Raw genomic sequence first — 23,084 nt, forward strand, 5'->3', positions numbered from 1 at the left:
TCGGGAATGCTAGAAACATGGCGACTGGGTACCCTGCTGTACTACCGATCGAAGGACACCGCTGACTCGTTGTTGCCACTCCAGTTGAAGAGGGTTCATCACGTATGCCGCTGATTTCTGTTGTGATTCCGGTCTACAACGGCGCCAAAACGATTCAAGAAACGATCGAATCTGTCCAAAAACAAACCCTCAGCGACCTAGAAATCATCGTGGTAGATGATGGCTCGCAAGACAACACGATCGCCGTTCTTGCCGCGATCGCCGATCCACGCTTAAAAGTCATTGCGGGTGCTCATGCCGGGGCGAATGTCGCTCGCAATCGTGGACTGCACGCAAGTTCTGGCGAATACGTTTCTTTTCTCGATGCCGACGATTTGTGGACACCCAACAAGCTAGAAGCACAACTGCAAGCGCTGCGATCGCATCCTAAGGCTGGCGTTGCCTACAGTTGGACAGACCGCATTGACGAGCAAGGAAACTATCTGCGGCGTGGCGGCTACCTGAGCGTGAACGGCAACGCCCTTGCTGAACTGCTGATTACCAACTTTGTTGAAAACGGCTCAAATCCACTTATTTTGCGCGAGGCGGCGATCGAAGTCGGCGGCTTTGATGAATGTCTAACCGCTTGCCAAGACTGGGATATGTGGCTGCGCTTGGCAGCTCGCTATGAATTTGTTGCCGTTTCTGAAGTGCAAATTTTCTATCGCCTTTCTACCAATTCGATTTCGGCCAATGTATTCGCGCTCGAAGCCTGCTGCCGCAAAGTGATCGATCGTGCCTTCGCCCAAGCTCCGCAATCGCTGCAATATCTCAAGCCCTATAGCCTCGGCAACATTTACAAATATCTCACCTTTAAAGCGTTTGAGTGCCAGCTCGATCGCAGAAAAAGCATTGCTGCCGCTTGGTTTTTGCTGAATGTAGTGATCAACGATCGATCGATGATCACCGATCCGGCTGCTCGCTGTGTGGTCAGAAACGCGATTCGGAAAATTGCAATCACACTGTTGCCATCAAAGCTCGCTGCCGTCCTGCTCGATCGCTACAAAGCAGCAACCGACCTGAACTTGATACTGTGTCATTTTCGGGTCAACTTTGCCGAGATTGTTCAGCGGCAACCCGATCAGGCTGATGTTCCGCTCATGATTCGCTAAACGAGCAAGATTGAAGATGGGTAGACTCAACAGACCACCCATCTTACCCATCAGCAGGATTGGCCGCAAGTCGATCGCCGCATTAAGGCTGCCCCGGTTGCGCCTGCACAACGTCCCGCCACGCCTCAATCACCTGCTGAAGGGCAGGCGACAAGCGACCTTCGAGTGAATCCGCATATTGCGTTACGCCATTTTGACTGATGAGCATGACCGTGATGTAGTCGGCGGCTCCATAAGGCGCAGAGAAGTCCAGTCGATCGAAGCGATCGAACGACTGAAGCGTTTGACGAAACTGATTAACCTGCTGCCGAGAAACGCGATAGCTGCGCTCCGATCTGCGACCCGAATCAATTTGCTCAACCACCACACGCCCATCTTCATACAGCGTTGTCGTGGTTTGGCGCGGCAGCATTCCACCATTGGCGATCGATCGAAACACCACGCCTCGTCTAAGCGGCTGCGGCACATTTTCGGGCAGCATTTGGATGGGGGAAATTGTGCCGCCGATCGAACTTTCTGCGGGATTGAGCCGCACCTGCGTTCCGTCCTGATTGGTGTGGTAAACCCACCGCTGATTGCCATCCGCAATAACAACGCGCCAGCCCGGAAGTGCAATCATCGTACACATGATGTCCGGCTCGGAAATGCCCAAGCAGCCATCCCAGGTGCGGCGATCGGCCTGGATGACGCGCAGCCGATTTGTGGGAACGTTAAACTGCTCTGAGGCAAATCGCAAAACGGCAGTGCGAACCGCCGCAGGCAGTTGAGCATTCGGCGTTGAGGGCACATTACCTTCTCGTCGCACCGCTGTCCCTGTTCGATTCGTGCGATAAATCCAAGTTCGATTATTGGCTCGTGCGGTGACGCGCCAGCCTTCCACTACCGCCAGAGTGCAACCCTGACCAGGCTCCGCCAAACCCAAACAGCCATCCGGCCAGGTTTGACGATCGATCGAGACAATCTGCACCTGTCCTCTTGGAATGTTGAGATGCTGAGCGAGATCGCGCCGGACGGCTTGCCGCACCGATTGCAAGGCTCGATCGGAACGCGGGGTTGGGGCAATCGGCAATTCTGTTTGACCTTGAGCAAGCTGCATTGGGGTCGCCAGCAGCGCAGTCGATCCGGCCAGTTCTCCAGCCAGCAGCGTTCCTGCCACCAGCAGCAGTGCGCCCGCTCGTCGCGGCCAGTGAAAATTCGAGTTGTGGTTCATATCTGCTTTCCGTTGAATGGTTCGATCGAGCGGAGGCTGCAACTGAGGAGCGAACTATCACCACCTCCGCCTATTTCGATAATCTTCTAGACTCGCCGCAATTTCAATCGAGTTCCAGAAATTGAAACAGCCTACAGCAGTTGCGTCACAGCAGGCGCGTCACAATTTGATTCAGGCGCGGTCGCCCAAATCGTTCCCACGCACTGCCGCCGCGCAAAAACAGTTCCATCCAGCGGCGCGGCTGGCCGTCAATTTCCCAGCCGGAACTTCCGGGCGCAAAGGCCAGCGTTCCTTCCGGTACTTTGAAGCTGCCGTCCGAGTAAATTGCATCGCTTACCACATCCCCAATCCGAATCACGACTTTGGCTTCGCGCTCAAGCTGAACGTGATCGCTCGGAATTGTCGTCTTAATGTTGCCATAGCCATCTACCCAGGCAATGCGATCGAGCGGCGCATCGGGAAGTTGAGCGGGCGAAAGCTGCTCTCCAAGCAAGCTGAAATCGTCTTGAGCGATCGCCGCCGCTGCACTGGGAAAGACATCACGCGATCGAAACTGCGACCCGCCTCTCGACACATTCACCGTATGCAGCACTTTCGCGTGGTTTTTGATAAACGACAGCGTGTATCCAGCATTGACGCCAACCACTTTGACACCGTTGGGCAGGAGTGCATAGGTCAAGCCTTCGCCTTCGTTGTCGCGTCGCGCGTCGGGATCGTCTTGGCGGGGCGCGCAGTTGTGGTAGATGAGGCGAGGATTGAGACCTTCATTCAGGCCCAACTGAGCAATCCAAAAGCCCGTCGCCAAGGTGCTGAAGGGCGGAACCGAAAGCCAGTGAATTTGCGCGTCGGGCAGATTTAACAGCAAGCGCTGCGTCACTTCCAGAAAGGCGGGATCGCCGTTGCCGTAGTCTGCGATCAGGCTGATAAACATCGTGTTTGCCTACTTCCCTACAAGTTTTGCAAATAGCCATTCGAGCCGAGGCTGCACAAAGATTGTAGGTTGAGTTTGCTTGTGTCAATGGTTGACTCGATCGCCATACTCAAACGCTACCGAACACCGCCAATGCGATCGATCGGAAAAAACCGAAAAAATGCTCGACCAATAATATTTTCTTGCGGCAAAAATCCCCAGACATGCGAATCGTTGCTGTTGTTGCGATTGTCACCCATGACAAACACCGTTTCCGGCGGCACCGTGACGCTGGGCATTTGGTAGGCAGGCGGCTCCGCGATGTACGGCTCATCGAGCGGGCGATCGTTCACAAAAACGGTTCCCGCCTCGACGCGCACCGTCTGTCCCGGTGTTGCCATCACGCGCTTAATCAAAGCTTGATCCGGGCGAAATCCCTGCTCGATCAGTGGGGCGGGCGGCTCGAAGACGACGATATCGCCATCAATGGGCGGATGAAATCGGTAGGAAACTTTTTCGACGACCAAGCGATCGCCCACATGCAGCGTCGGCACCATCGAGTCAGATGGAATGAAGCGCGGCTCAGCGACAAACGTGCGAATGAACAGCGCCAGCACCAAGGCGATCGCCAGAATTTGCAGGTTGTCTTTTTGCGATCGCCAAAAGTTCGGTTTGACCGTTGATTTGGCAGGCGGTGTGGTTGAGGCGGCTTCGGTCGGTTTAGAGGGCATAGCAAACTTAAATTTTGGCTCCAGCGTTCTATCTTCCCACGTTAAAAGGCGTGAAAGCTTTCCGATCGCACAGCCGCCGCATTTGCCCCATGCGCCAAAACCGCATCGCGAATTTGGCTGCTGCGATCGTCTACCGCGCAAATATCAATTTCAAAATCATCGAGATCGATGCCGTTGCGAAAGCTGACGATGCCGTTGCGAAAGCTGGCGATCGTCTGCAAAATTGATTCTGGCCGAATCGTCTCGAAATAGCGAAACTGCGGCCACTGCAAAGTGAGCGATCGCCACAGATCTTCATACGGCAGTTCATCTGGCGTTTCAGGATTTGCCTGCACCAGCCACACGGGGTGCTCATACTGCTGCTCATACAGCCACTCAATTTGGCTTTTAATCGGCGCGATTCCTGACCCTTCCACGATGTAAAGGCGCGGCAGTGTGGGTAGGCGATCGATCGTCATCAAGCCATATGGTCCGCGCAAGGGCAGCGACGCGCCAATCGGCAAATCCTGCAAGTAGGCCGAACTCCAGCCAACGCGCGAGACACAAAGCTCCACGATCGGACATTGGGAGGGGGAAGAAGCGATCGAGTAGATTTTGCTAAATCGCTTGCCGTCCCGCTCAAACTTCGGCCAAACCGACTGTCCTGGCAAAAACGCGAAATCAGGATTGTGCAAATCCAGTCGAATTGATTTAATCGTCGGCGTCAGCCAGTCGGACGCAACAACGGTCGCAATACAGTCCATCGCCTTGGACGGACGTACTAGTTCTAAGCTTTGCATCATTCACTTCGACTCGTGCAGCGCGAGTCGGCGAGGTGGATAAAGCCTCAAAAACAGGCATCCTGGCTCGGAGTTTGCACAAAACTCGCTCACAGTTGCGGCACAGCGCCAGACTTTCACTGGCTTTCCCTCAGCGATCGCGAAGCGCTGGCGCGAATCCGATCGCTGTGTCTGGGCTGACTCCCCCAGACAATTTCTGAAGCGGCTTGGCGATTGTAGCGCAAATTCGGCTACGCTAAGGCCATAATTTTCGGAGAGTTTAAGATGAGCGAATCGCAATGGTACATCGTCAAACAGGCGGACGGACACTGCGCCATCGTGCCAACTCCACCTGCCGAGAAAGCAGAAAAGTGGGGACCGTTTGAGTCGCAGGGAGAAGCGATCGCTCGTCGGGTCGGATTGATTCGATCGGGAAAATGTCTGCCTGTCTAATTCAGACTAAGAAAGTGGAAACCGCCCATCTCCGTAATTGAAGCGATCGCGGAGTTTTGAGCGGTTTCTATGGAAAAAGCTTTGATTCAATGCGGCGAACTGATGGGATCGATCGCTGCAAAGTGAAAAGCGGTCAGTGAATTCGATTAGCAGTATTGCGAAATGTCTTCGCCGCACTCGTCAGCCAGATAGCACAGGGCGCGGAAGCGCAGACCAACCAGTTCGTCATAGAGCGGATTGAGTTTGCACAGCGGCGGAATGTGAAACAAGGTGCGGCCAAACAGATTCACGTCGCGCTCAAACGGGCACTGAGCGGGAATGTGCTTGCAGATGGCGTGAGCTTGCTTGTCGTTGCGGACGGTCACGTTGTCGAGCCACTGGCGCAGCGGCTTGAGGGGAGCGATCGGGCGAGACGGTTTTTGAGATGAAGCTGACTTGGGTTGGTTGTAAGTCCAGCTTTCGAGAACAAGGTTGGAAGAAGTGCGGTCTGAAACACTCATGACTTGTACTTTGGTGAAGAGAGGCTAGTTCTATCCGGTACTACAGCAGATGAAGTGTGCTTGTCGGGTAAAACTGACGAAACTTATTGAAGTTATGTTTCGATTGTAGCCGACAGTTGCAATGCATCTGTTCTTTCTGAAGTGAGAATTCCCAATTACAGCGATATGTCAACAGAATCAGTCAACCAAACTTCTTCGGTTATAGTCGCTTGAGCCGAAAGGGTCACAGAAATTTCTGTGACCCTATCAAGACTTTATACAACTGACTCGATCGAAAAGTTTCAGCGAAGATGCAGCTTTTGCACGGCTACGATGCAACTTTGGTCGGCGCTTCAGCATCAACCGCGCTGCTGCGGGTGCGGCGGCGTCCGGTCGTAGCCTTAACAGGCGGCTCGATCGGCGTTTGCAGCAGCACAACGAGGAGCGGATTGCTCTGAAACTCACGGCGCAACAAGCGGCGAATCTCCATTTCAATTTGCGCCTGAAGCTTCGTCCAGTCTACCTCAATCTCATCCGAGCCGAAGTTGTGAACGAACTCTTTCCAGCGGTTTTCGAGCAGCGATTCGATCGTACCCGTAATCATCGAGTCGAGCCGAGCGTGATCGATCGTCGTCACAACTCCGCGCAGATGCGTTTCCGGCTTCGCGGTCAGCTTGCCATCCCAGCCGATCGAAGCGGCCAGCGTAAACACGCCATCTCCAGCGAGTTGCTGACGCTCTTCGAGGACACGCTGATCGACAACGCCCGATCGCGAAGCATCCACCAGTTCGATACCAGCAGGCACGCGATCGATCACACTGATGCTGTCTGGCGTCAAACCGACGACATCGCCGTTGTTAATGATCACCATGTTCTCGGCAGGAATGCCCATGCTCTGAGCGGTTTGGGCGTGCTTAACGAGCATTCGGTGTTCGCCGTGAACGGGCAGGAAGAATTTCGGACGAGTCAGGCCGATCATCAGCTTTTGATCTTCCTGTGCGCCGTGACCAGAGACGTGCAAACCTTTGTCGCGCCCGTAGATTACGTTTGCGCCCTGCATCATCAGCTTGTCGATCACTTCTACGACGGCGATCGTATTGCCCGGAATCGGGTTTGCGGACAGCACGACCGTATCACCTTTGCGAATCTTGATCTGCTGATGGGCTTGATTGGCGATCCGCGTCAGTGCGGCCATCGGCTCACCTTGCGATCCGGTTGTCAGAATCAAGATTTGGTCTTCCGGCAGCTTGTTCGCCATGTGCAAAGGCACGAACAGATCGTCTTCGCATTTGATGTAGCCCAAGTTGCGGGCATGGGCAATCACGTTGAGCATCGATCGACCGACAACAGCAACCTGGCGCTTGTGCTTCTTAGCAAGCTCCAAAATCATGTTGACGCGATGGACGGACGAGGCGAAGGTTGTGACCAAAAGGCGACCGGGAGCTTGTGAGAAGGCACGATCGAGATTCGGGAAGACCGATCGCTCAGACGGCGTGAAGCCCGGAACTTCCGAGTTGGTCGAGTCGCTAATTAGGCACAGAACGCCTTTTTCGCCATGCTCAGCTAAGCGCTGGAAATCCATGAACTCGCCATCGACCGGAGTGTGATCGACCTTGAAGTCTCCCGTGTGGATGACCACGCCGACCGGAGTGTGTAGGGCGACGGTAAAGCTGTCTGCGATCGAGTGGGTGTTGCGGATGAACTCAACCAGGAAGGATTTGCCGATCCGAACCATGTCGCGAGGTCGAACGGTGCGAAGCTCGGTGCGATCGGCTACGCCTGCTTCTTCGAGCTTGCCTTCCAGCAAGGCCATTGCCAAGCGCGGGCCGTACATGACCGGAATATCAAACTGCTTGAGGTGAAAGGGAATGCCGCCGATGTGGTCTTCGTGGCCGTGCGTCACGATCATGCCTTTGATCTTGTGGCGGTTTTCGCGCAGATAGGTCATGTCGGGCAGGACAACGTTGACCCCGTGCATTCCATCCGTCGGAAAGGCCAAACCTGCATCCAGCAACACGATCTCGTCGTTGTATTCAAAAACGCAGGTATTCTTACCAATTTCGTGTAGGCCGCCGAGCGGAATGATTTTGAGGGCGGATTGGGTTTCAGATGTCATGTGGTACTCGTATGAACAGTAAAAGGAAAACCGTGGCAGTCTGTAGACGAACAATGTCTAAGCTGCGGGAAGAAAAGCTATTCGGTTGTGGGGAAACTTCGGGTTGCTAGACCGTCGCAAGCGCCAGTTCGTCGAGGAGCGGTTGCAGCAGAGAATCGAGATCGATCGAATCGTCTTGCAGCGGCAATCGGGTCGCGCCCACTTGCCAACCTTGCAGCCTCAGCGCCGCCTTGACCGGAATCGGATTCGTCGTGACAAACAGCGCTTTGAACAGCGGAAATAGCTGAAGATGAATGCGGCTTGCGGTTTGCGTCTCACCGCTGGCATAAGCCCGAATCATCTGGGAAATCGCATCGCCCACCAAATGACTTGCTACGCTGATCACGCCCTTTGCCCCAACTGAAAGCATCGGCAGCGTCAAAGAATCATCGCCGGAATAAATGCTGAAATCAGGCGAGGTGATGCGGCGGATTTGGCTGACCTGATCGAGATTGCCGCTGGCTTCTTTGACGGCGACAATGTTTGGCACAGAGGCAAGACGGGCGATCGTTTCTGGCAGCAAGTTTTGTCCGGTACGTCCAGGAATGTTGTATAGAATCAGCGGCAAATCTGGGCTTGCTTCGGCAATCGCTCGAAAGTGCTGATACAGTCCCGCCTGCGGAGGCTTGTTGTAATAGGGCACAACCTGGAGCGAACCATGTATTCCTATTCTAGCGGCTTTTTGCGTAGCTGCGATCGCTTCTTCCGTCGAATTTGACCCGGTTCCCGCAATAATTTTTGCCTTTCCAGATACGGCTTGCTGAACGACGCGAAACAGTTCATATTCCTCGTCCCAGCTTAGCGTCGGTGATTCTCCGGTTGTGCCGCAGACCACGATCGCATCCGTGCCATGACTGACTAGATGCGCGGCGAGCGCTTCTGCAACCGGAAAGTTGACTTCGCCATCGGAGGTAAATGGCGTAATCATCGCGGTTACAACTCGTCCAAATTCCGTCACGCAATACTCCTCTTTTCCCTGCCTACACGCCCAGACCGATCGCCGCTGGCTGCTGAGGGCGCAACCAAGATTCTTGAATCAACAGTTCGGCAATCTGCACGGCGTTTAGCGCGGCTCCTTTGCGGATTTGATCGCCACTCAGCCAAAGCTCTAGCCCGTTTGGATGCGAAAGATCCTGACGGATGCGACCGACCAGAACTTCATCTTTGCCGCTCGCTTCGATCGGCATTGGGAAGTGGTTGGCCTGCCAGTCTTCCACCAGCTTGATCCCCGCAACCGTGCTGAGAATTTCACGAGCAGAGGCAACCTCAAACGGACTGCTAAATTCCAAATTAACCGCTTCTGAGTGTGCCCGCAAGACCGGAACCCGAACGCAAGTGGCGGAAATCCGAATGTTAGGATCTCCGAAAATCTTGCGCGTTTCGTTGATCATTTTCATTTCTTCCTCGCAGTAGCCCGCCTCGTTGATCGGCGTGTTGTGCGGAAACAAATTGAAGGCGAGCGGATAAGGAAAAATTTCAGTTTCCGGCGTCTCGCCATTGAGAATTGCCTGCGCCTGCCGCTTGACTTCTTCCATCGCCCGCGCTCCGGCTCCGCTGGCCGACTGGTAGGTAGAAACAACGATGCGCTGGACAGGTTGGACTTGATGCAGCGGGTAGACTGCCACATTCATCAGAATCGTTGAACAGTTGGGATTGGCGATGATGCCCTGATGCGATCGCGCCGCTTCGGGATTCACTTCTGGCACAACCAGCGGCACATCCGCATCCATCCGAAATGCGCTGGAGTTGTCAATAAAAACGGCTCCCGCTTCCACCGCTTTTGCCGCCCAAGCCTTAGAGATTTTGCCGCCCGCCGATGCCAGGACAATATCAATTCCCGCAAAAGCGTCGTCACCCAAAGCTTCGATCGCAACTTCCTCGCCCTCAAAGGTGACGGTTTGACCTGCCGATCGCGGCGAGGCCAGCAGTTTGAGACTGGCGATCGGAAAATTTCGTTCTTCTAATAATTGCAGCAACTCGGTACCAACTGCACCCGTTGCGCCTAAAATGGCAACGCGAAAAGCTTCAGACAAACGATTTCCTCCTCAACTCTGCAAATCAACCCAGCAATCAAAATTTTCTTAGCCGCGATCGCGTCGATCGCCATTCATCATAACGGCACTAAATAATTTCGGCAGATACCACAGCTTAGATATTGCGATCCTTTTAACAAGCTCATCTTTGCTTTCCATCAATCTACCACTTTCGATCGCGCCCTGCTGCCTAATTCAACTCATATTGCATAAAGGTAAACAAGCCTGCTGATAGAAAGACATCTTGCTTTGCGCGGCGAAGCTGCGGAAAACACCGAAATGCTCACGATCGCCAGTGGGAACGCTGAAGTTGTCCCTATCGATCGCCATCATGTTTTCTGCCCAGCCGTCTTTTGAGCCGACTGCCTGGAGTCATGTTCGCAGCACGTTCCAGCAAATTTGGGGCTATGAAGATTTTCGTCCACCGCAAGGTGAAGTAATTCGCGCTCTGCTGGCGCACCAAGACGCGATCGTCCTGATGCCGACAGGCGGAGGCAAATCGATTTGCTTTCAGCTTCCGGCCTTGCTGCGAACCGGATTAACGCTGGTCGTTTCGCCCCTCGTCGCCCTGATGGAAAATCAGGTGCAGGATTTGCGCGATCGCCGCCTGCCTGCCGCCCTGCTGCACAGCGAACAGTCGAGCTATCAGCGTCGCCAAACCCTGATGGCGATCGAAAAACAGCAGCTTCGTCTTCTTTATCTCTCACCTGAAACGCTATTCAGCGAACCCGTTTGGCAGCGGCTTTGTCTCCCTCATGTTCAAATTAATGGCCTGATCCTCGACGAAGCGCACTGCCTCGTTCACTGGGGCGACAGCTTCCGGCCTGCCTATCGCCGCTTGGGAGCCGTCCGCCCTGCCTTACTGAAGTCAAAGCCGCCTGGAAGTCGAATGGCGATCGCCGCCTTCACCGCCACCGCCGACCCGCAAACTCAACAGCAAATCCGCGCCGCGCTCAAGCTGAACTCCCCGCAAACGATTTGCGTCAGTCCGTATCGATCGAATCTGCATCTCAGCGTCAACCGGATTTCAACGCCACGCGCTCGCCGTCAACAACTCCTCAAGCAGATCAAAAATTCCCGCGAAACTGGATTGGTGTATGTGCGATCGCGCCGTGAAAGCGAGCAGTTGGCCGACTGGCTGAGCGAACAGGGCTTTCGAACTGCCGCCTATCATGCCGGACTGACTGGGGGAGAGCGACGATCGATCGAATCCGCATGGCTTTCTGGAACGCTGCCTTTTGTGATCTGCACATCCGCTTTCGGCATGGGCGTGAATAAACCGGATGTTCGTTGGATTGTGCATTTTCACGCGCCCGCTCTGCTGTGGGAATACATGCAGGAAATTGGCCGCGCCGGACGTGATGGCAAGCCTGCCCACGCGCTGACGTTGATGAGCAGTTGGCTTGATCCAGAAGACCGTCAGCGGCAGAGATTTTGGCGCGATCGCCTCCAGCTTCAGCAGCAAAAAGCACGATCGATCGCCAAACAGCTTCCGCTAGCGGGCAATCTGAGCGAAGCGATCCGACCATTGCAGGCGCGATCGATTCGGGCAGACGATGTGGCGACCACGCTGGCGCTGCTGCATCGATCGGGTTCGCTCGAATGGCAAGATCCCTTCAACTATCAACTGTTGTCAACCGCGATCGATTCTCCGACAGCCGCGATCGATCTTTCAGCTTTTGCCAACTCAAAGCAGTGTCGCTGGCGATTTTTGTTGTCGGCGTTTGGTTTTGCTCAAGATTCGCAGTGGCGGTGTGGGCATTGCGATCGCTGCACAAGCTGAGCGCTACTGGCGGCTCATCGTCCGTGCCAGCCACAGCGAAGCAGCGACTCCCACAAAATGCGCCGAGATCGTATTGATATTTGCCTGCACCACAAAAATATCGAGCGGCTGAATCAAGCGCGTCACCTGGCTCGGATCGAAGATTGCGGTTCCCTGCGGCTGTGACAGCGACTTCGCCAACAGCACCCCGACCGTTGCCTGCGCTCCCAACAGCGTCAACAGCAGACCCACTAAGTTAATGACAATCCCCAATCGCAACGCTTGAATCGCATCGCCGCGCTTTGGCCGAGTCCGGGCATCTCCAGAACGCAACTGCTTCCCGATTTGCGTGTAGCGAAATGCCCAGTACGCTCCGGCAAACAGCACCAGCACGCCAAAGACGGCAAACAGCAAGCCTGCTCCAGTTCCAGGATTGCCGCTGCCTGCTCGCAGGCTCAGCGTCGTCGTCGAAAAGATCAGCACCAGCGTCGAGACAACGGCGAGGACGATTTGCACCCAAAAGCTGATCGTGCCGACGACACGAAACGCGCTGGCAACGCGCCGCACTGCTGGTGAAAGAGGAGAGTAGGATTCGATTTTGTCGCTTGTCATGGGACGACCTGAAGAGAGAAATCGATCGCTTCAGCGCTGCCAAACCGGACTCGCCTGAGCTGGCGAAATGGATTCGCTGTGCCTACCAGACTAACAGGATTTTTTCACTGTTGCGAGGGGAATTCGGTGAGGCGTGGGGGCGATCGCTGCCAAGTTGCAAGGCAGGTTTGCGGAGTGTGGGATTTGGGCGCATGGGCGATCGCACCCACCTCTCTATCTTCGCTCAACTAGCAAGAAATCCTCTTGGAAAAAATAGACGGAGCTACTCTGTCTAATCCACCGAACTAGAGGTATTATGCAGACTACTTGCTGTTCATCATGCCCAATTTAGACAAATAAACAGCAAGCAGTCTGCATAACTCCCCGTATCAGGAGATTAGGCATAGTAGATCTGTACAGATCGTCCCATAGAACTGCTATTAAATGTTACTCGATGGGAACACCATAACAACTACCAGTTCAGTAGAACAACCTCGTTAGAGCCGACAACGCCAACGGTTAGCCGCACGAAGACGGCACGTCGGCGTTGCGGCTCAACTCAATCATTAGCTAGCTTCGTTTCGGTCGTTGGGGCGCACTTGTGAAATAGTCGTTGGGAGTTCAATAAATGATTCAAGCAGTTCTTTTCGACTTAGATGGAACACTGCTCGATCGCGATACATCAATTCAACAGTTTGTTGCTGCCCAGTATGAAAGACTCATCACGCACTTGAACCACATTCCTCAATCCGATTACGTTAGCAGATTCATCGAATTAGACTGTCGAGGTCATGTTTGGAAGGATAAGGTTTATCAAAAGATAGTGACAGAGTTTGAGATTCGGAGGTTGAGTTGGCAGGCGTTGCTTCAGGACTATGAAACACAGTTTCAGGATTATTGTGTTCCCTTTCCTTCTCTCGTTGAGGTGCTAAGTGGGTTGAAACAGCAAGGTTACTCGTTGGGAATTGTAAGTAATGGTTTGGGAACGTTTCAAACTCGTGCTATCAAGGGGTTGGGGATTCAAGACTACTTTGAAGTGATCCTGATTTCTGAAATCGAGCAAATGAGAAAACCACAAGCAGAAATTTTTCATCGAGCCGCGAAGCGATTAGGAGTGACCGCTAAGAACAGTGTGTTTATTGGAGATCACCCCGAAGCGGATATCATGGGCGCAAAGAACGCAGAGATGAAAGCAATTTGGAAACGCAGTTCGTACTGGCAAGAGGCAAAGGAGGCAGATGCAATCATTGACGAACTCAGTGAAATTCCTTCGATTCTTGAGCAATTTGAAAGTAATTGCCAGCCAGCTAACGATGCCCATGCACCCGACCGTTGAAAGGTTACTGGTTGAGTTTGAGAGGTTATTCGCGGCGGGTGATGGGCATCGTTAGTGCTTAATTCGTAAATTTCGATCGCTCACCCCACCTCCCAAACCACTTCATACCCAACAGCAACCCAACCAACGCCAACATTCCCATCACACCCGCCAGCGGATTTTGATTAATTCCTGTCACCCACTGCGGAACGGAATCGCCATACTCGACTAGTTCACCGACATTCACCAGATAGTAGCCCCAGACCAATCCCGCGTGCAGTCCGATCGCCAATCCCAACTGCTGCCGACTGACTTGCTTCGCCCTGACCAGCAGAACGCCGAGCAGCAGCAAACCGGGAAACTGCGGCAGCGATCGCAGCACGGCTGACCAGTCGAAGGGCAATCCGAGCAGCGTCACGATCGCGCCCTCGATCGGTTTGGTGTAGTGTAGCAGCGCAAAGATTAAGCTGTTCGCCAGCAATGCCGTAACAGGACGATAATCGCGCTCTAGTTCTTGTAAGAGCCAGCCGCGAAAGATTAGTTCTTCGCCCAGTCCGACGCCGATCGCGACAAGCAAGCCTTCGATCGCGATCCGAATCAACTGCAAAGTCGGCCACTGCCAGCGTAGCCAACCGAAGCTGAGTTCGATCGCAAAGAGCGTGAATAAACTAAAAGAACCGATCGCAAAACCCAGCAGCAGCAATCGACCGTTTTGCCGAGTGGGTTGCAGGCCATAGTGCCGCAGCCAATTTGGTGCGCGATAAATTCGCTTTGTCCACCAGCGCAGCAGCAGCACAAATTCAATAAACAGCAGCGTCATCGCCAGAATGCTGACCGTGTTGCGATCGGTGACAGTGGCGCGAATCAGAACATAGGGCGGCAGCCAAAAAATCGCCAGCAGTCCGATGAAGGCCAGCAGGCGAACAGGAGCAGACGTGCGATCGAGTCGAGCGAGAAGCAAGCGCAACTACTCGTCCGGTTCGATCGAGCTAGTCAGTCCGTGTGCTTTCAGCGTGTCGCTGTAGAATTCGGCATGTTCTTGGGCGCAGATGATCACTAAACCTGTACCGTTCGTGTGAGCTTCCATCATGATCGAGACGGCTTGCGGCACAGTCAAGCTTGACACGGTTTTCACCAGCGTTTCGACCACATACTCCATCGAGTTGAAGTCATCATTGTGCAGCAAGACGCGATAGCGAGGCGCGGGCTTGCGAATCGTTGAGGTTGAACTCTGTTGAATCGTTTCAACTGGCACGGCAAATCTCCGTTTTGATCGAAAGATGGGCTTGTGGAAAAATCATTGGCTCGCAGCGGCTCGGCTGGAAATGTTCGATCGCTGCGGCGAATCGAAAACGCAACGACACAAACAAGCGGCTGATTGCTTCAGCTTTTGCCGTTCGTGACATTACTTCATTTATATCACTTTCACTTGGAGAAGAGCGCTGCTTTTAGCCGGAACTTACTGCACTAATCGCCGTCCACTGCTGTCACGGAACTTCACAATCGATCGATACAATAGAAGCCAGCGCAGGCAATCGCTCTTTCCAGCCTGTCCCTCGATCGATGAAATCTGCCGTTAACTTTCAGCCACTCCAAATTTTGTGCCTCGAACACGATCGCCTGCGTCTCTATGTCGAAGTGATTCAGGTCGCCGAGCCGCGCCAGATGTGCTGGGTGCGTCCGCTGATGCTGGCAGAAGCCGACGGTTCGAGCAATTTTGGATTGACGCTGCGGCATGATTTGCGGCAGTGCGCCGATTTGCTGTGGCCGATCGATGCGTTTCGAGCGGCGATCGACACAGAAGTGCTGCCGCTGTTGGCGCAGCTTAAGGAAGCCGCACAGCCAGAAGCAGTGTGGGCGGCTCGTCAGCAGCTTCAAATCTTGATGCAGCAGGTGTGGCAGGCAAATCAGGCGTAGCGAATTCCGGCTTCGCGCATCCGCTCGATCGCTTCGTGCATTCGTTCCGCCGCGATCGTCAGCGCAATCCGAAAATACCCATCGCCACACGCACCATATCCGATGCCGGGCGCAACCACGATGCCGCATTTTTCCATCAGCAGCATCACGAATTCGGTTGAACTGTAGCCAGAAGGAACCGGAACCCAAACATACAGCGTGGCTTTGGGCGGTTCGATCGGCCAGCCGAGCGATCGCAATCCGGCCACAATCAGGTCGCGCCGATTTTCGTAGATCGCCATGCGCTGCTGAAGCTGACTTTCATCCGTTTTGAACCCAGCGATCGCCGCTTGCTGAACCGCTTTGAACAAGCCAGAATCGACATTGGTTTTTACCTGACTCAAGCCCTTAATTCCAATTGGATTTCCGGCCACAAAGCCAACGCGCCAGCCCGTCATGTTGTATGACTTTGACAAGCTGTGAAATTCGATCGCAATTTCTTTTGCGCCCGGAACTTGCAGAACGCTCGGTGGCTTATAGCCTTCATAGGCCATTTCTGCATAGGCGTGATCGTGACACAGCAAAATTTGGTACTTGTGACAGAATGCCACCAGTTCAGCGAAAAATTCCAGCGGAGCAACTGCGCCCGTCGGATTGTTGGGGTAGTTGATCCACAGCAGCTTGGCACGATCGGCAACTGCTTCAGGAATGGCGCTCAGATCCGGCAGGTAGCCGCGATCGCTCAACAGCGGCATCACAAAAGGTTCCCCGCCCGCAAAAATCGTTGCGGTTCGATAAACCGGATAGCCCGGATCGGGAATTAGCGTGTAGTCGCCTGATTCGACAAAGGCCAAAAACGTGTTGTGAATTGCTTCTTTCGAGCCGATCGAAGCAATGATTTCGCGATCGGGGTCAAGTTCCGCAACGCCAAATCGGTGCGCCATCCAGTCTGCTGCTGCCTGTCGAAATTCCGGCATTCCCTGATAGGGCGGATAGCTGTGCGTCGTGGGATCGTCGATCGCCTGATGCATCGCCTGCACGATATGCGCTGGTGTGGGGCGATCGGGATCGCCAACGCTGAGATTGATCACATCAACGCCTTGGGCTTGAAGCGCTTGCCGCTGGCGGTTGAGTTGAGCAAACAGGTAGGGCGGAATTTTTTCTAACCGCTTGGCAAACTGCATGACGGCGCAGCACGATCCTCAAGGAAGAGTTGATTCAAACAGTCTACCGTTGAGCGTACCGCGATCGAAAATTTGTCTGCTTTCGCCACGCAAGTTCGATCGTAGGATGAGCTGACTTTAAGGATTGGGAACAAGCTGAACGCGACCTGCATCCATTTCAGACATCAGTAACTCCAGCGCTTCATAGTCCGCATCAGAAATGTAGCCCAAGCGAGTTAGCTCGTAGTTAATTTCATTTTCAATTGCAGGTGTCAGCTTGCGAATGTGCAAAGCCTCTTGAACAAGTTTGCGAATGGCGTAGGTTGTTTTCATGGCAAGTGCTGCCGCTATTTAGGTATGGAGCATTGATGTAACAGTCATTTTCGGTGCAATCAACAGGTTGCGAAGTGATCCAGCCCTAGGGACATTAGTGATCTCAATCACGTCGATCCATCAGTAATTTCGTCATTCACAGTAATGACAATTTTAGTAATCGATCGACCTGCTCGACTCCTCGTATTTCTACTACCGTGCAAGTACGGTTGCGACCACTCGTCGTCTACCGAATAATAGAGATAAGGCAGTATTAGTGCTGTGAAGACCGTGCACTTACTGAAAACGGCGAACAATTCACCTCAGTTGGTTTACCGTGAATTTGAAATAGAACTCGTATTCCTACGGTGATTTGTAGCTCTGCACACTTTTTAGCAGAAATACTTATTGGAATCTTTAAATTACTGGACTTGACAAATAAAGTTTCAGCAAAATGAAGCAAGACTGCTGGTTCATCTTGAGATCAGCAGCTATGGTTTGTAGATATCCAAAATGCGATTGATTCAATGCTAGATCAGGCAGGATTGTAATGATGCAAAATGTTCTTGTACTTCCCAAAACAGAAACGATCGCGCCCAAGGGCCATCTCAATGCCGCAAACGCAGATCTTTTGAAAGAGCAACTTTCAGCGATCGTCACCTCAGAAGAGTGCTCGCGGCTACTTGTGGATATGCACCAGGTCGAATCACTCGACAGCGCAGGTTTGATGGCGCTCGTTGCCGCCCTCACACTCGCACAGCAGGTAGACAAGCGCTTTAGCCTTTGCTGCGTTCCACCTGCGATTCGGATTATTTTTGAACTGACTCAGCTTGATCGCGTGTTTGAAATTTTTGAGAGCCGCACAGCCTACGAAGCAACCATCGTCTAGCAATCGTTACCTGTTGCGAAAAGTCGCGCTTGACCCTCCACTGTCCATAAATTTGATTGTCCTCACGCAGGCAACTGGAGGTTCTTGCGTATTGGGGTGCATCTGTCCAGTCTGTTCGGCACATCGCAGGTTCGTTTCGACAGTGGGCGATCGCGATGTTCAGTATAGTGGAGTCAGTAAGCTCCACCTTTGCGATCGCAGCCGTGACTATTGCCGTTGAAGCGCTTCTTAGTTCAGAAATTCTCCGCCCTGCCCGCTATCTTGGCAACGAGCTTGGAGCCGTCCACAAAAGCTGGGAAGCGGCAAGAGTTCGCTGGGTGCTGACCTACCCAGAAATCTACGAAGTTGGCGCTTCTAATCTCGGTCACATCATTCTCTATAGCATTCTCAACGCGCAGCCTCGGCAACTATGCGATCGCGCTTATTTGCCCGCTCCCGATCTGAGTGCAAAGCTGCGATCGACCCAAACGCCGCTGTTTGCCGTTGAGTCGCGGCGATCGCTCCTCGAATTTGACATTCTCGGCTTCAGCTTGAGCTATGAACTTGGTGCAACCAACGTTCTAGAAATGCTCGATCTGACGGGCATTCCTCTAACTTGGCAAGATCGAGCAAACGGCAACTATCCGCTGATCTTTGCAGGTGGACAGACCGCGACCTCAAATCCTGAACCCTATGCAGACTTTTTTGACTTCATCGTCTTGGGTGATGGTGAAGAGCTTTTGCCCGAAATTGGTCTTGTTCTGGAGGAAGGCAAAGCAGCCAACTTGAGCCGTCAAGCGCTGCTGCTCGATCTCGCGCAGATTCCAGGCGTTTACGTTCCGCAGTTTTATGACATGGCAGGGGATGGCTCGGTTCAGCCCAACCGTCCAGATGTGCCCGATCGCATCTTGCGGCGCGTCGCCACTCCGATTCCAGCGTATTCGATCGGACTGGTGCCGTTGGTCGAAACGGTTCACGATCGCCTCACGATCGAAGTTCGACGCGGCTGCACGAGGGGCTGTCGCTTTTGCCAGCCAGGAATGCTGACTCGTCCGGCGCGAGATGTCGAACCTGCTCAGGTCGTTGAATCGATCGAGCAGGGAATGCGAGCCACAGGCTACAGCGAGTTCTCGCTGCTGTCGCTGAGTTGTTCAGACTATCTCGCGTTGCCCGCAGTCGGCATTGAAATTCGCAATCGGCTTCGCGAAGACAATATCGGCCTGACGTTGCCAAGTCAGCGAGTCGATCGATTTGACGAAACGATCGCCAACGTGATCGGCGGCAATCGACAGGGCGGCCTCACTTTCGCACCCGAAGCCGGAACGCAGCGATTGCGCGATATCGTCAACAAAGGCTTAACCAACGAAGAACTTTTGCGCGGCGTCAAAACCGCCTACGAACAAGGCTGGGACAAAGTAAAGCTTTACTTCATGATCGGCCTGCCGGGAGAAACCGACGAAGATGTTTTGGGCATTGCCGAAACGATTCAGTGGCTTCAGCAGGAATGCAACACGCGGCGCAAGTCGATCAGCTTCAACGTCACAATCTCCAACTTCACGCCCAAGCCGCATACGCCGTTTCAGTGGCACTCCGTTTCGACATCGGAATTTGAGCGCAAGCAGGCGTTAGTGAAGCAGGCGTTTCGTCGGATTCGCGGCCTGAAAGCGAACTTTACCGATGTTCGCTTGTCGGCAATGGAAGATTTTGTCGGACGAGGCGATCGCCGCCTTTGCTCGGTCATCCGTCGAGCCTGGGAACTTGGTGCAGGCATGGATGCCTGGTGGGAAAGTCTCGATCGCGCGTTTGCTGCTTGGCAAGATGCGATCGCTGAATCTGGCTTGGACTGGAAGTATCGTCAGGTTGCCAATGGCGAATGGAATGTTTTCTCAGACCAAGCTGCTACCTCGACGCTGGATAGTCCGCTTCCTTGGGATCATCTGGATACAGGCATTGATAAACAGTGGCTCAAAGACGACTTGCAGCGGGCACTAGAGGCGGCGATCGTCCCTGACTGCTCGTTTGATGAGTGTTCGCACTGCGGCGTTTGCGGCTCAGACTTCGGCCACAATATTGTGATTGAACCGCCACCGATTCCCGCATTTGCTGGAGCGTTTCAGCCATCCGATCGCGCTCAGCGACTCCGCATCCGCTTTGGCAAACTGGGCGATATGCGCTTGGTCAGCCATCTCGACATGGTGCGTCTGTTCGATCGCGCCATCCGCCGCGCCAGCTTGCCGATCGCCTTCACAAACGGCTTTCATCCTAATCCGCGCATTTCGATCGCGTCTGCCCTGCCGCTCGGTGCAACCAGTTCCGGCGAAATTGCTGATTTTGAATTGACTCAAGCGATTGCACCGGAAGAATTTCAGGCGAGGTTGGCGGCAGCACTGCCCGCTGATGTGCCGATCTACAGCGTCGAGTCGATCGCGCTTAATGCTGATTCTGCGAACAAATGGCTCGATCGTGCTGTTTATGAAATCACTGTCCGTACTAAAGATTCAACCTATCAATGGCAAGCTTGGATCGATCGAATTCTGGCAGCGGAAGCAATCGCGTATGAGCAAATCACGAAGTCGGGTAAACGGCAGATGATTAATTTGCGCGATCGCCTATTTCGTTTAGAAATCAAGTCAGCTTCACCTGACGCTCAAACGCTCTGCTATGAAGGAAGCTGCCGTCCGGATGGAACAATGCTAAGGCCAGAACATTTAATTTTCATGCTGGAGCAAATCACAAACCAATCATTTCAACTGCTGCATGTACATCGGCAGCAATTGGTTTTGGCGGCAGAAGCGATCGCTACAAATTGACTCAAAAATTAAGAAAAGTTTCAAATTAAAAAGCAATGCTTCAAAATAAATCTACTACTGTAGCATTGCGGTAACTTGCGCTATAATGCTTTTCAAAAGCGGCTGATACGAATCTCAAATGTCCTGGTTGTCCTGTGGTCAATGGGCAAAAGAGGTAGGGCAAGATTCGTACCCGCAAAGCTTTTCGGACGCTCTTAGCATCAGGTGCTTTATTCCCAGGCACAAGCATCTTATCTAGGATTCGTTGCTGGCTATGCTAGCTATTTGTTTGTCAAACCGTCCAGCCTTTCTGGGACTGCTGGGCTTTTTGTTGATTTCAGGTAGGAGCAGCCTCGTTGTCTCCCCGTCGAGTTTTTTCTCCACCCTTTTCTAACCAGCGCAACGGCGCTCTACCAAATTTAGAGCCGTTGTGTCTGCTAATTTTTGAGGAAGTTGAATGTCCAAGCAGATTATTATTGCCGAACAACATCGCATTGCCGCTGTTTTTTCCGAAGATCAAATTCAAGAACTCATTGTTGCCACAGGCAGTCACCAAGTCGGTGATATTTACCTGGGCGTCGTTGAAAACGTCCTCCCTGGCATTGACGCCGCCTTTGTCAATCTAGGTGATACCGAGCGCAACGGCTTTATTCACGTTACCGATCTGGGTCCGCTCCGCCTTAAACGCGCTGCCGGATCGATCACTGAACTGCTTGCCCCCCAGCAAAAAGTGCTGGTGCAGGTGATGAAAGAACCAACGGGCAACAAAGGTCCGCGCCTGACTGGAAACGTCAGCCTTCCCGGTCGCTACCTTGTCCTGATGCCGTTTGGTCGCGGCGTAAACCTGTCTCGCCGGATTCGCAGCGAAAGCGAACGCAACCGCCTCCGCGCCCTTGCCGTGCTGATCAAGCCCGCAGGAATGGGGCTGCTGGTGCGAACTGAGGCAGAAGGGGTTGCTGAAGAAGCAATTTTAGAAGATCTCGAAGCTTTGCAGAAGCAATGGGAAAATGTGCAGCAAGAAGCGATGACGACTCGCGCTCCTAGCTTGCTCAATCGCGATGATGACTTTATTCAGCGCGTTTTGCGCGACATGTATAGTGCAGACGTGAATCGCATTGTCGTCGATTCCCATACGGGCATGAAGCGCGTCAAGCAGCACTTGGTTGGCTGGAGCGGCGGCAAAAGTCCGCAGGGTGTTTTGGTCGATCATCACCGCGATCGCGCCCCGATTCTCGAATACTTCCGCGTCAATGCTGCGATTCGTGAAGCCATGAAGCCGCGAGTCGATCTGCCTTCCGGCGGCTACATCATCATTGAGCGGACGGAAGCCTTAACCGTGATCGACGTGAACTCTGGGTCGTTTACGCGATCGGCAACTGCCCGCGAAACCGTACTGTGGACAAACTGCGAAGCTGCCACTGAAATCGCTCGTCAACTGCGGTTACGCAACATTGCAGGCGTGATCATCGTGGACTTCATCGACATGGATGCACGGCGCGACCAGCTTCAAGTCCTAGAGCAGTTCAACAAAGCCCTCCGTGCTGACAAAGCTCGTCCGCAAATTGCTCAGTTGACCGAATTGGGACTGGTTGAACTGACACGTAAACGCCAAGGCCAAAACATCTACGAACTGTTTGGCCGTCCCTGCCCGACCTGTGGCGGTTTGGGTCATCTGGTTCACCTGCCCGGCGAATCTGAGCGGGCGTTGGCCGAACCGATCGAAGTTCGTGAAGCTCGCCATATTCCCGCCCCGACTCGTGCCCCTCAAATAATTGCGCCGCCCGACACATTCACAGCCGATGAGTATGACCACGATCCGTCCCCGGATTTACAAGAGCTTGATCTAACCAATCATCCCAGCTACCAAGACCGCAACGGCGCAAACAATCGTCGTCGTCGTCGTCGTGTCGGCAAAGAACCGTTTGGTCGATCGCCTCGTCCAGATGAAACGGAAGACACCACTGCGATCGCAATCGAAGAACCGATCCGAGTTGAACCGATTCCAACTCCGACGATCACTCCAGTCCGCGAAAATCGCAGCGACCGCAGCGATCGCGGTGAACGACCCGATCGCCAGCGCACCAGCAATCGCCGCGAACGTCCGCCTGCGGAACCGCCTCAGGTCATTGCGATCGAGATGACACCTGAAGAACAAGATGTGTATGCAGTTATGGGCGTTTCGCCGCTCGTTTTAAGTACAGAAACGGTGAAAGATCCAAAATCCACTGTGATCACGGTCACGCTGCCGGGTGAAAGTGGTGCAGTTCGCAATGGAAGCGTTGCCGCATCGCCTGCACCAGCGGAAATTGAGCAGCCGATCGAAACAGTAGAAGCTGAATCTGCGCCACCTCGTGAAGCGATCGAGACTCAGCCCGAAGCGCAAGCGAGTGAATCGGAGCCAGAAGAGGAAAGCACACTCACTCATCGCCGTCGTCGTCGCCGCCGTTCATCTGCTGATCTAGATGCGGCGATGGCCCAGCCCGAAGAAAGCTAAGCTCGGCGCAGGTG

At 53.6% G+C, this 23,084-nt stretch carries 22 protein-coding genes and 1 riboswitch; of the genes, 8 read left to right on the plus strand and 14 right to left on the minus strand.

Annotated features, from left to right (window positions below; genetic code table 11):
* Positions 1–104: 104 nt before the first annotated feature.
* On the plus strand, positions 105–1,151 hold the full coding sequence (locus H6F67_RS23135) for a glycosyltransferase (protein WP_190769010.1): 1,047 nt from the start codon (positions 105–107) through the stop codon (positions 1,149–1,151).
* A gap of 82 nt (positions 1,152–1,233) precedes the next feature.
* Here the strand turns inward: H6F67_RS23135 and H6F67_RS23140 are convergent, their stop codons facing one another.
* The 4 genes from H6F67_RS23140 to H6F67_RS23155 form a co-directional block, all read right to left on the minus strand.
* Entirely contained in the window at positions 1,234–2,361 is a 1,128-nt protein-coding gene (locus H6F67_RS23140) for a hypothetical protein (RefSeq protein WP_190769011.1), read from the minus strand.
* A gap of 145 nt (positions 2,362–2,506) precedes the next feature.
* Positions 2,507–3,292: an S-adenosyl-l-methionine hydroxide adenosyltransferase family protein gene (locus H6F67_RS23145; protein ID WP_190769012.1), complete on the minus strand. Its 786-nt coding sequence runs from the start codon at positions 3,290–3,292 to the stop codon at positions 2,507–2,509.
* Between the two features lie 116 nt (positions 3,293–3,408).
* Entirely contained in the window at positions 3,409–4,002 is a 594-nt protein-coding gene (lepB, locus tag H6F67_RS23150; protein ID WP_190769013.1) for a signal peptidase I, read from the minus strand.
* A gap of 41 nt (positions 4,003–4,043) precedes the next feature.
* Positions 4,044–4,784 (minus strand): ferredoxin--NADP reductase, encoded by a 741-nt coding sequence (locus tag H6F67_RS23155; RefSeq protein ID WP_190769014.1) that lies wholly within the window; start codon positions 4,782–4,784, stop codon positions 4,044–4,046.
* A 31-nt stretch (positions 4,785–4,815) separates the two neighbouring features.
* Positions 4,816–4,958, minus strand: a riboswitch (cobalamin riboswitch).
* Positions 4,959–5,045: 87 nt separating this feature from the next.
* Here H6F67_RS23155 and H6F67_RS23160 point away from each other — a divergent pair.
* Positions 5,046–5,213, plus strand: coding sequence for a DDE transposase family protein (locus H6F67_RS23160; RefSeq protein ID WP_190769015.1), 168 nt, complete (start codon positions 5,046–5,048; stop codon positions 5,211–5,213).
* Between the two features lie 146 nt (positions 5,214–5,359).
* Here the strand turns inward: H6F67_RS23160 and H6F67_RS23165 are convergent, their stop codons facing one another.
* From H6F67_RS23165 to H6F67_RS23180, 4 genes are all read right to left on the minus strand, one after another.
* The gene (locus tag H6F67_RS23165) at positions 5,360–5,713 is read right to left on the minus strand and encodes a Mo-dependent nitrogenase C-terminal domain-containing protein (RefSeq protein ID WP_190769016.1); all 354 of its coding nucleotides are present in this window, start codon (positions 5,711–5,713) and stop codon (positions 5,360–5,362) included.
* 307 nt (positions 5,714–6,020) lie between these two features.
* Positions 6,021–7,808, minus strand: a complete 1,788-nt coding sequence (locus tag H6F67_RS23170; protein WP_190769017.1) for a ribonuclease J — start codon at positions 7,806–7,808, stop codon at positions 6,021–6,023.
* A 106-nt stretch (positions 7,809–7,914) separates the two neighbouring features.
* Positions 7,915–8,805, minus strand: a complete 891-nt coding sequence (gene dapA / locus H6F67_RS23175; RefSeq protein WP_190769018.1) for a 4-hydroxy-tetrahydrodipicolinate synthase — start codon at positions 8,803–8,805, stop codon at positions 7,915–7,917.
* 22 nt (positions 8,806–8,827) lie between these two features.
* Positions 8,828–9,880, minus strand: coding sequence for an aspartate-semialdehyde dehydrogenase (locus H6F67_RS23180; protein ID WP_190769019.1), 1,053 nt, complete (start codon positions 9,878–9,880; stop codon positions 8,828–8,830).
* Between the two features lie 331 nt (positions 9,881–10,211).
* Between H6F67_RS23180 and H6F67_RS23185 the strand changes: the two genes are divergently transcribed.
* Positions 10,212–11,663 carry an ATP-dependent DNA helicase RecQ gene (locus H6F67_RS23185; RefSeq protein ID WP_190769020.1) on the plus strand — a complete coding sequence of 484 codons (1,452 nt, stop codon included), beginning with the start codon at positions 10,212–10,214 and terminating at the stop codon, positions 11,661–11,663.
* A 3-nt stretch (positions 11,664–11,666) separates the two neighbouring features.
* Here H6F67_RS23185 and H6F67_RS23190 read toward each other — a convergent pair whose 3' ends face one another.
* Both H6F67_RS23190 and H6F67_RS28230 read right to left on the minus strand, forming a co-directional pair.
* Entirely contained in the window at positions 11,667–12,254 is a 588-nt protein-coding gene (locus tag H6F67_RS23190; protein WP_190769021.1) for a DUF3611 family protein, read from the minus strand.
* 104 nt (positions 12,255–12,358) lie between these two features.
* Complete coding sequence (locus H6F67_RS28230; protein ID WP_277874624.1) at positions 12,359–12,481, minus strand: hypothetical protein; 123 nt, start codon at positions 12,479–12,481, stop codon at positions 12,359–12,361.
* Between the two features lie 380 nt (positions 12,482–12,861).
* Between H6F67_RS28230 and H6F67_RS23195 the strand changes: the two genes are divergently transcribed.
* The gene (locus tag H6F67_RS23195; RefSeq protein ID WP_190769022.1) at positions 12,862–13,569 is read left to right on the plus strand and encodes an HAD family hydrolase; all 708 of its coding nucleotides are present in this window, start codon (positions 12,862–12,864) and stop codon (positions 13,567–13,569) included.
* Positions 13,570–13,627: 58 nt separating this feature from the next.
* On the opposite strand, the gene H6F67_RS23200 is transcribed toward H6F67_RS23195, so the two are convergent.
* Together H6F67_RS23200 and clpS are read right to left on the minus strand one after the other, a co-directional pair.
* Entirely contained in the window at positions 13,628–14,509 is an 882-nt protein-coding gene (locus H6F67_RS23200; RefSeq protein WP_199304590.1) for a CPBP family intramembrane glutamic endopeptidase, read from the minus strand.
* A gap of 6 nt (positions 14,510–14,515) precedes the next feature.
* The gene (gene clpS, locus H6F67_RS23205; RefSeq protein ID WP_190769024.1) at positions 14,516–14,803 is read right to left on the minus strand and encodes an ATP-dependent Clp protease adapter ClpS; all 288 of its coding nucleotides are present in this window, start codon (positions 14,801–14,803) and stop codon (positions 14,516–14,518) included.
* Positions 14,804–15,111: 308 nt separating this feature from the next.
* Here clpS and H6F67_RS23210 point away from each other — a divergent pair, with 308 nt between their 5' ends.
* Complete coding sequence (locus H6F67_RS23210; RefSeq protein WP_190769025.1) at positions 15,112–15,465, plus strand: hypothetical protein; 354 nt, start codon at positions 15,112–15,114, stop codon at positions 15,463–15,465.
* Here the strand turns inward: H6F67_RS23210 and H6F67_RS23215 are convergent.
* Positions 15,456–16,628: a pyridoxal phosphate-dependent aminotransferase gene (locus tag H6F67_RS23215; protein ID WP_190769026.1), complete on the minus strand. Its 1,173-nt coding sequence runs from the start codon at positions 16,626–16,628 to the stop codon at positions 15,456–15,458. The two genes, H6F67_RS23210 and H6F67_RS23215, sit on opposite strands and share 10 nt — an antisense overlap.
* Before the next feature lie 117 nt (positions 16,629–16,745).
* The gene (locus H6F67_RS23220) at positions 16,746–16,940 is read right to left on the minus strand and encodes a hypothetical protein (protein WP_190769027.1); all 195 of its coding nucleotides are present in this window, start codon (positions 16,938–16,940) and stop codon (positions 16,746–16,748) included.
* A gap of 529 nt (positions 16,941–17,469) precedes the next feature.
* Between H6F67_RS23220 and H6F67_RS23225 the strand changes: the two genes are divergently transcribed.
* From H6F67_RS23225 to H6F67_RS23235, 3 genes are all read left to right on the plus strand, one after another.
* The gene (locus H6F67_RS23225; RefSeq protein ID WP_313926918.1) at positions 17,470–17,808 is read left to right on the plus strand and encodes an STAS domain-containing protein; all 339 of its coding nucleotides are present in this window, start codon (positions 17,470–17,472) and stop codon (positions 17,806–17,808) included.
* Between the two features lie 203 nt (positions 17,809–18,011).
* Positions 18,012–20,597: a TIGR03960 family B12-binding radical SAM protein gene (locus tag H6F67_RS23230; RefSeq protein WP_190769028.1), complete on the plus strand. Its 2,586-nt coding sequence runs from the start codon at positions 18,012–18,014 to the stop codon at positions 20,595–20,597.
* 436 nt (positions 20,598–21,033) lie between these two features.
* A complete protein-coding gene (locus tag H6F67_RS23235; protein ID WP_190769029.1) occupies positions 21,034–23,070 on the plus strand; it encodes an Rne/Rng family ribonuclease in 2,037 nt (678 codons plus the stop codon).
* Positions 23,071–23,084 lie beyond the last annotated feature (14 nt).

It is taken from the genome of Microcoleus sp. FACHB-1515, from assembly GCF_014696105.1.
Lineage (GTDB): Bacteria > Cyanobacteriota > Cyanobacteriia > Elainellales > Elainellaceae > JAAUTJ01.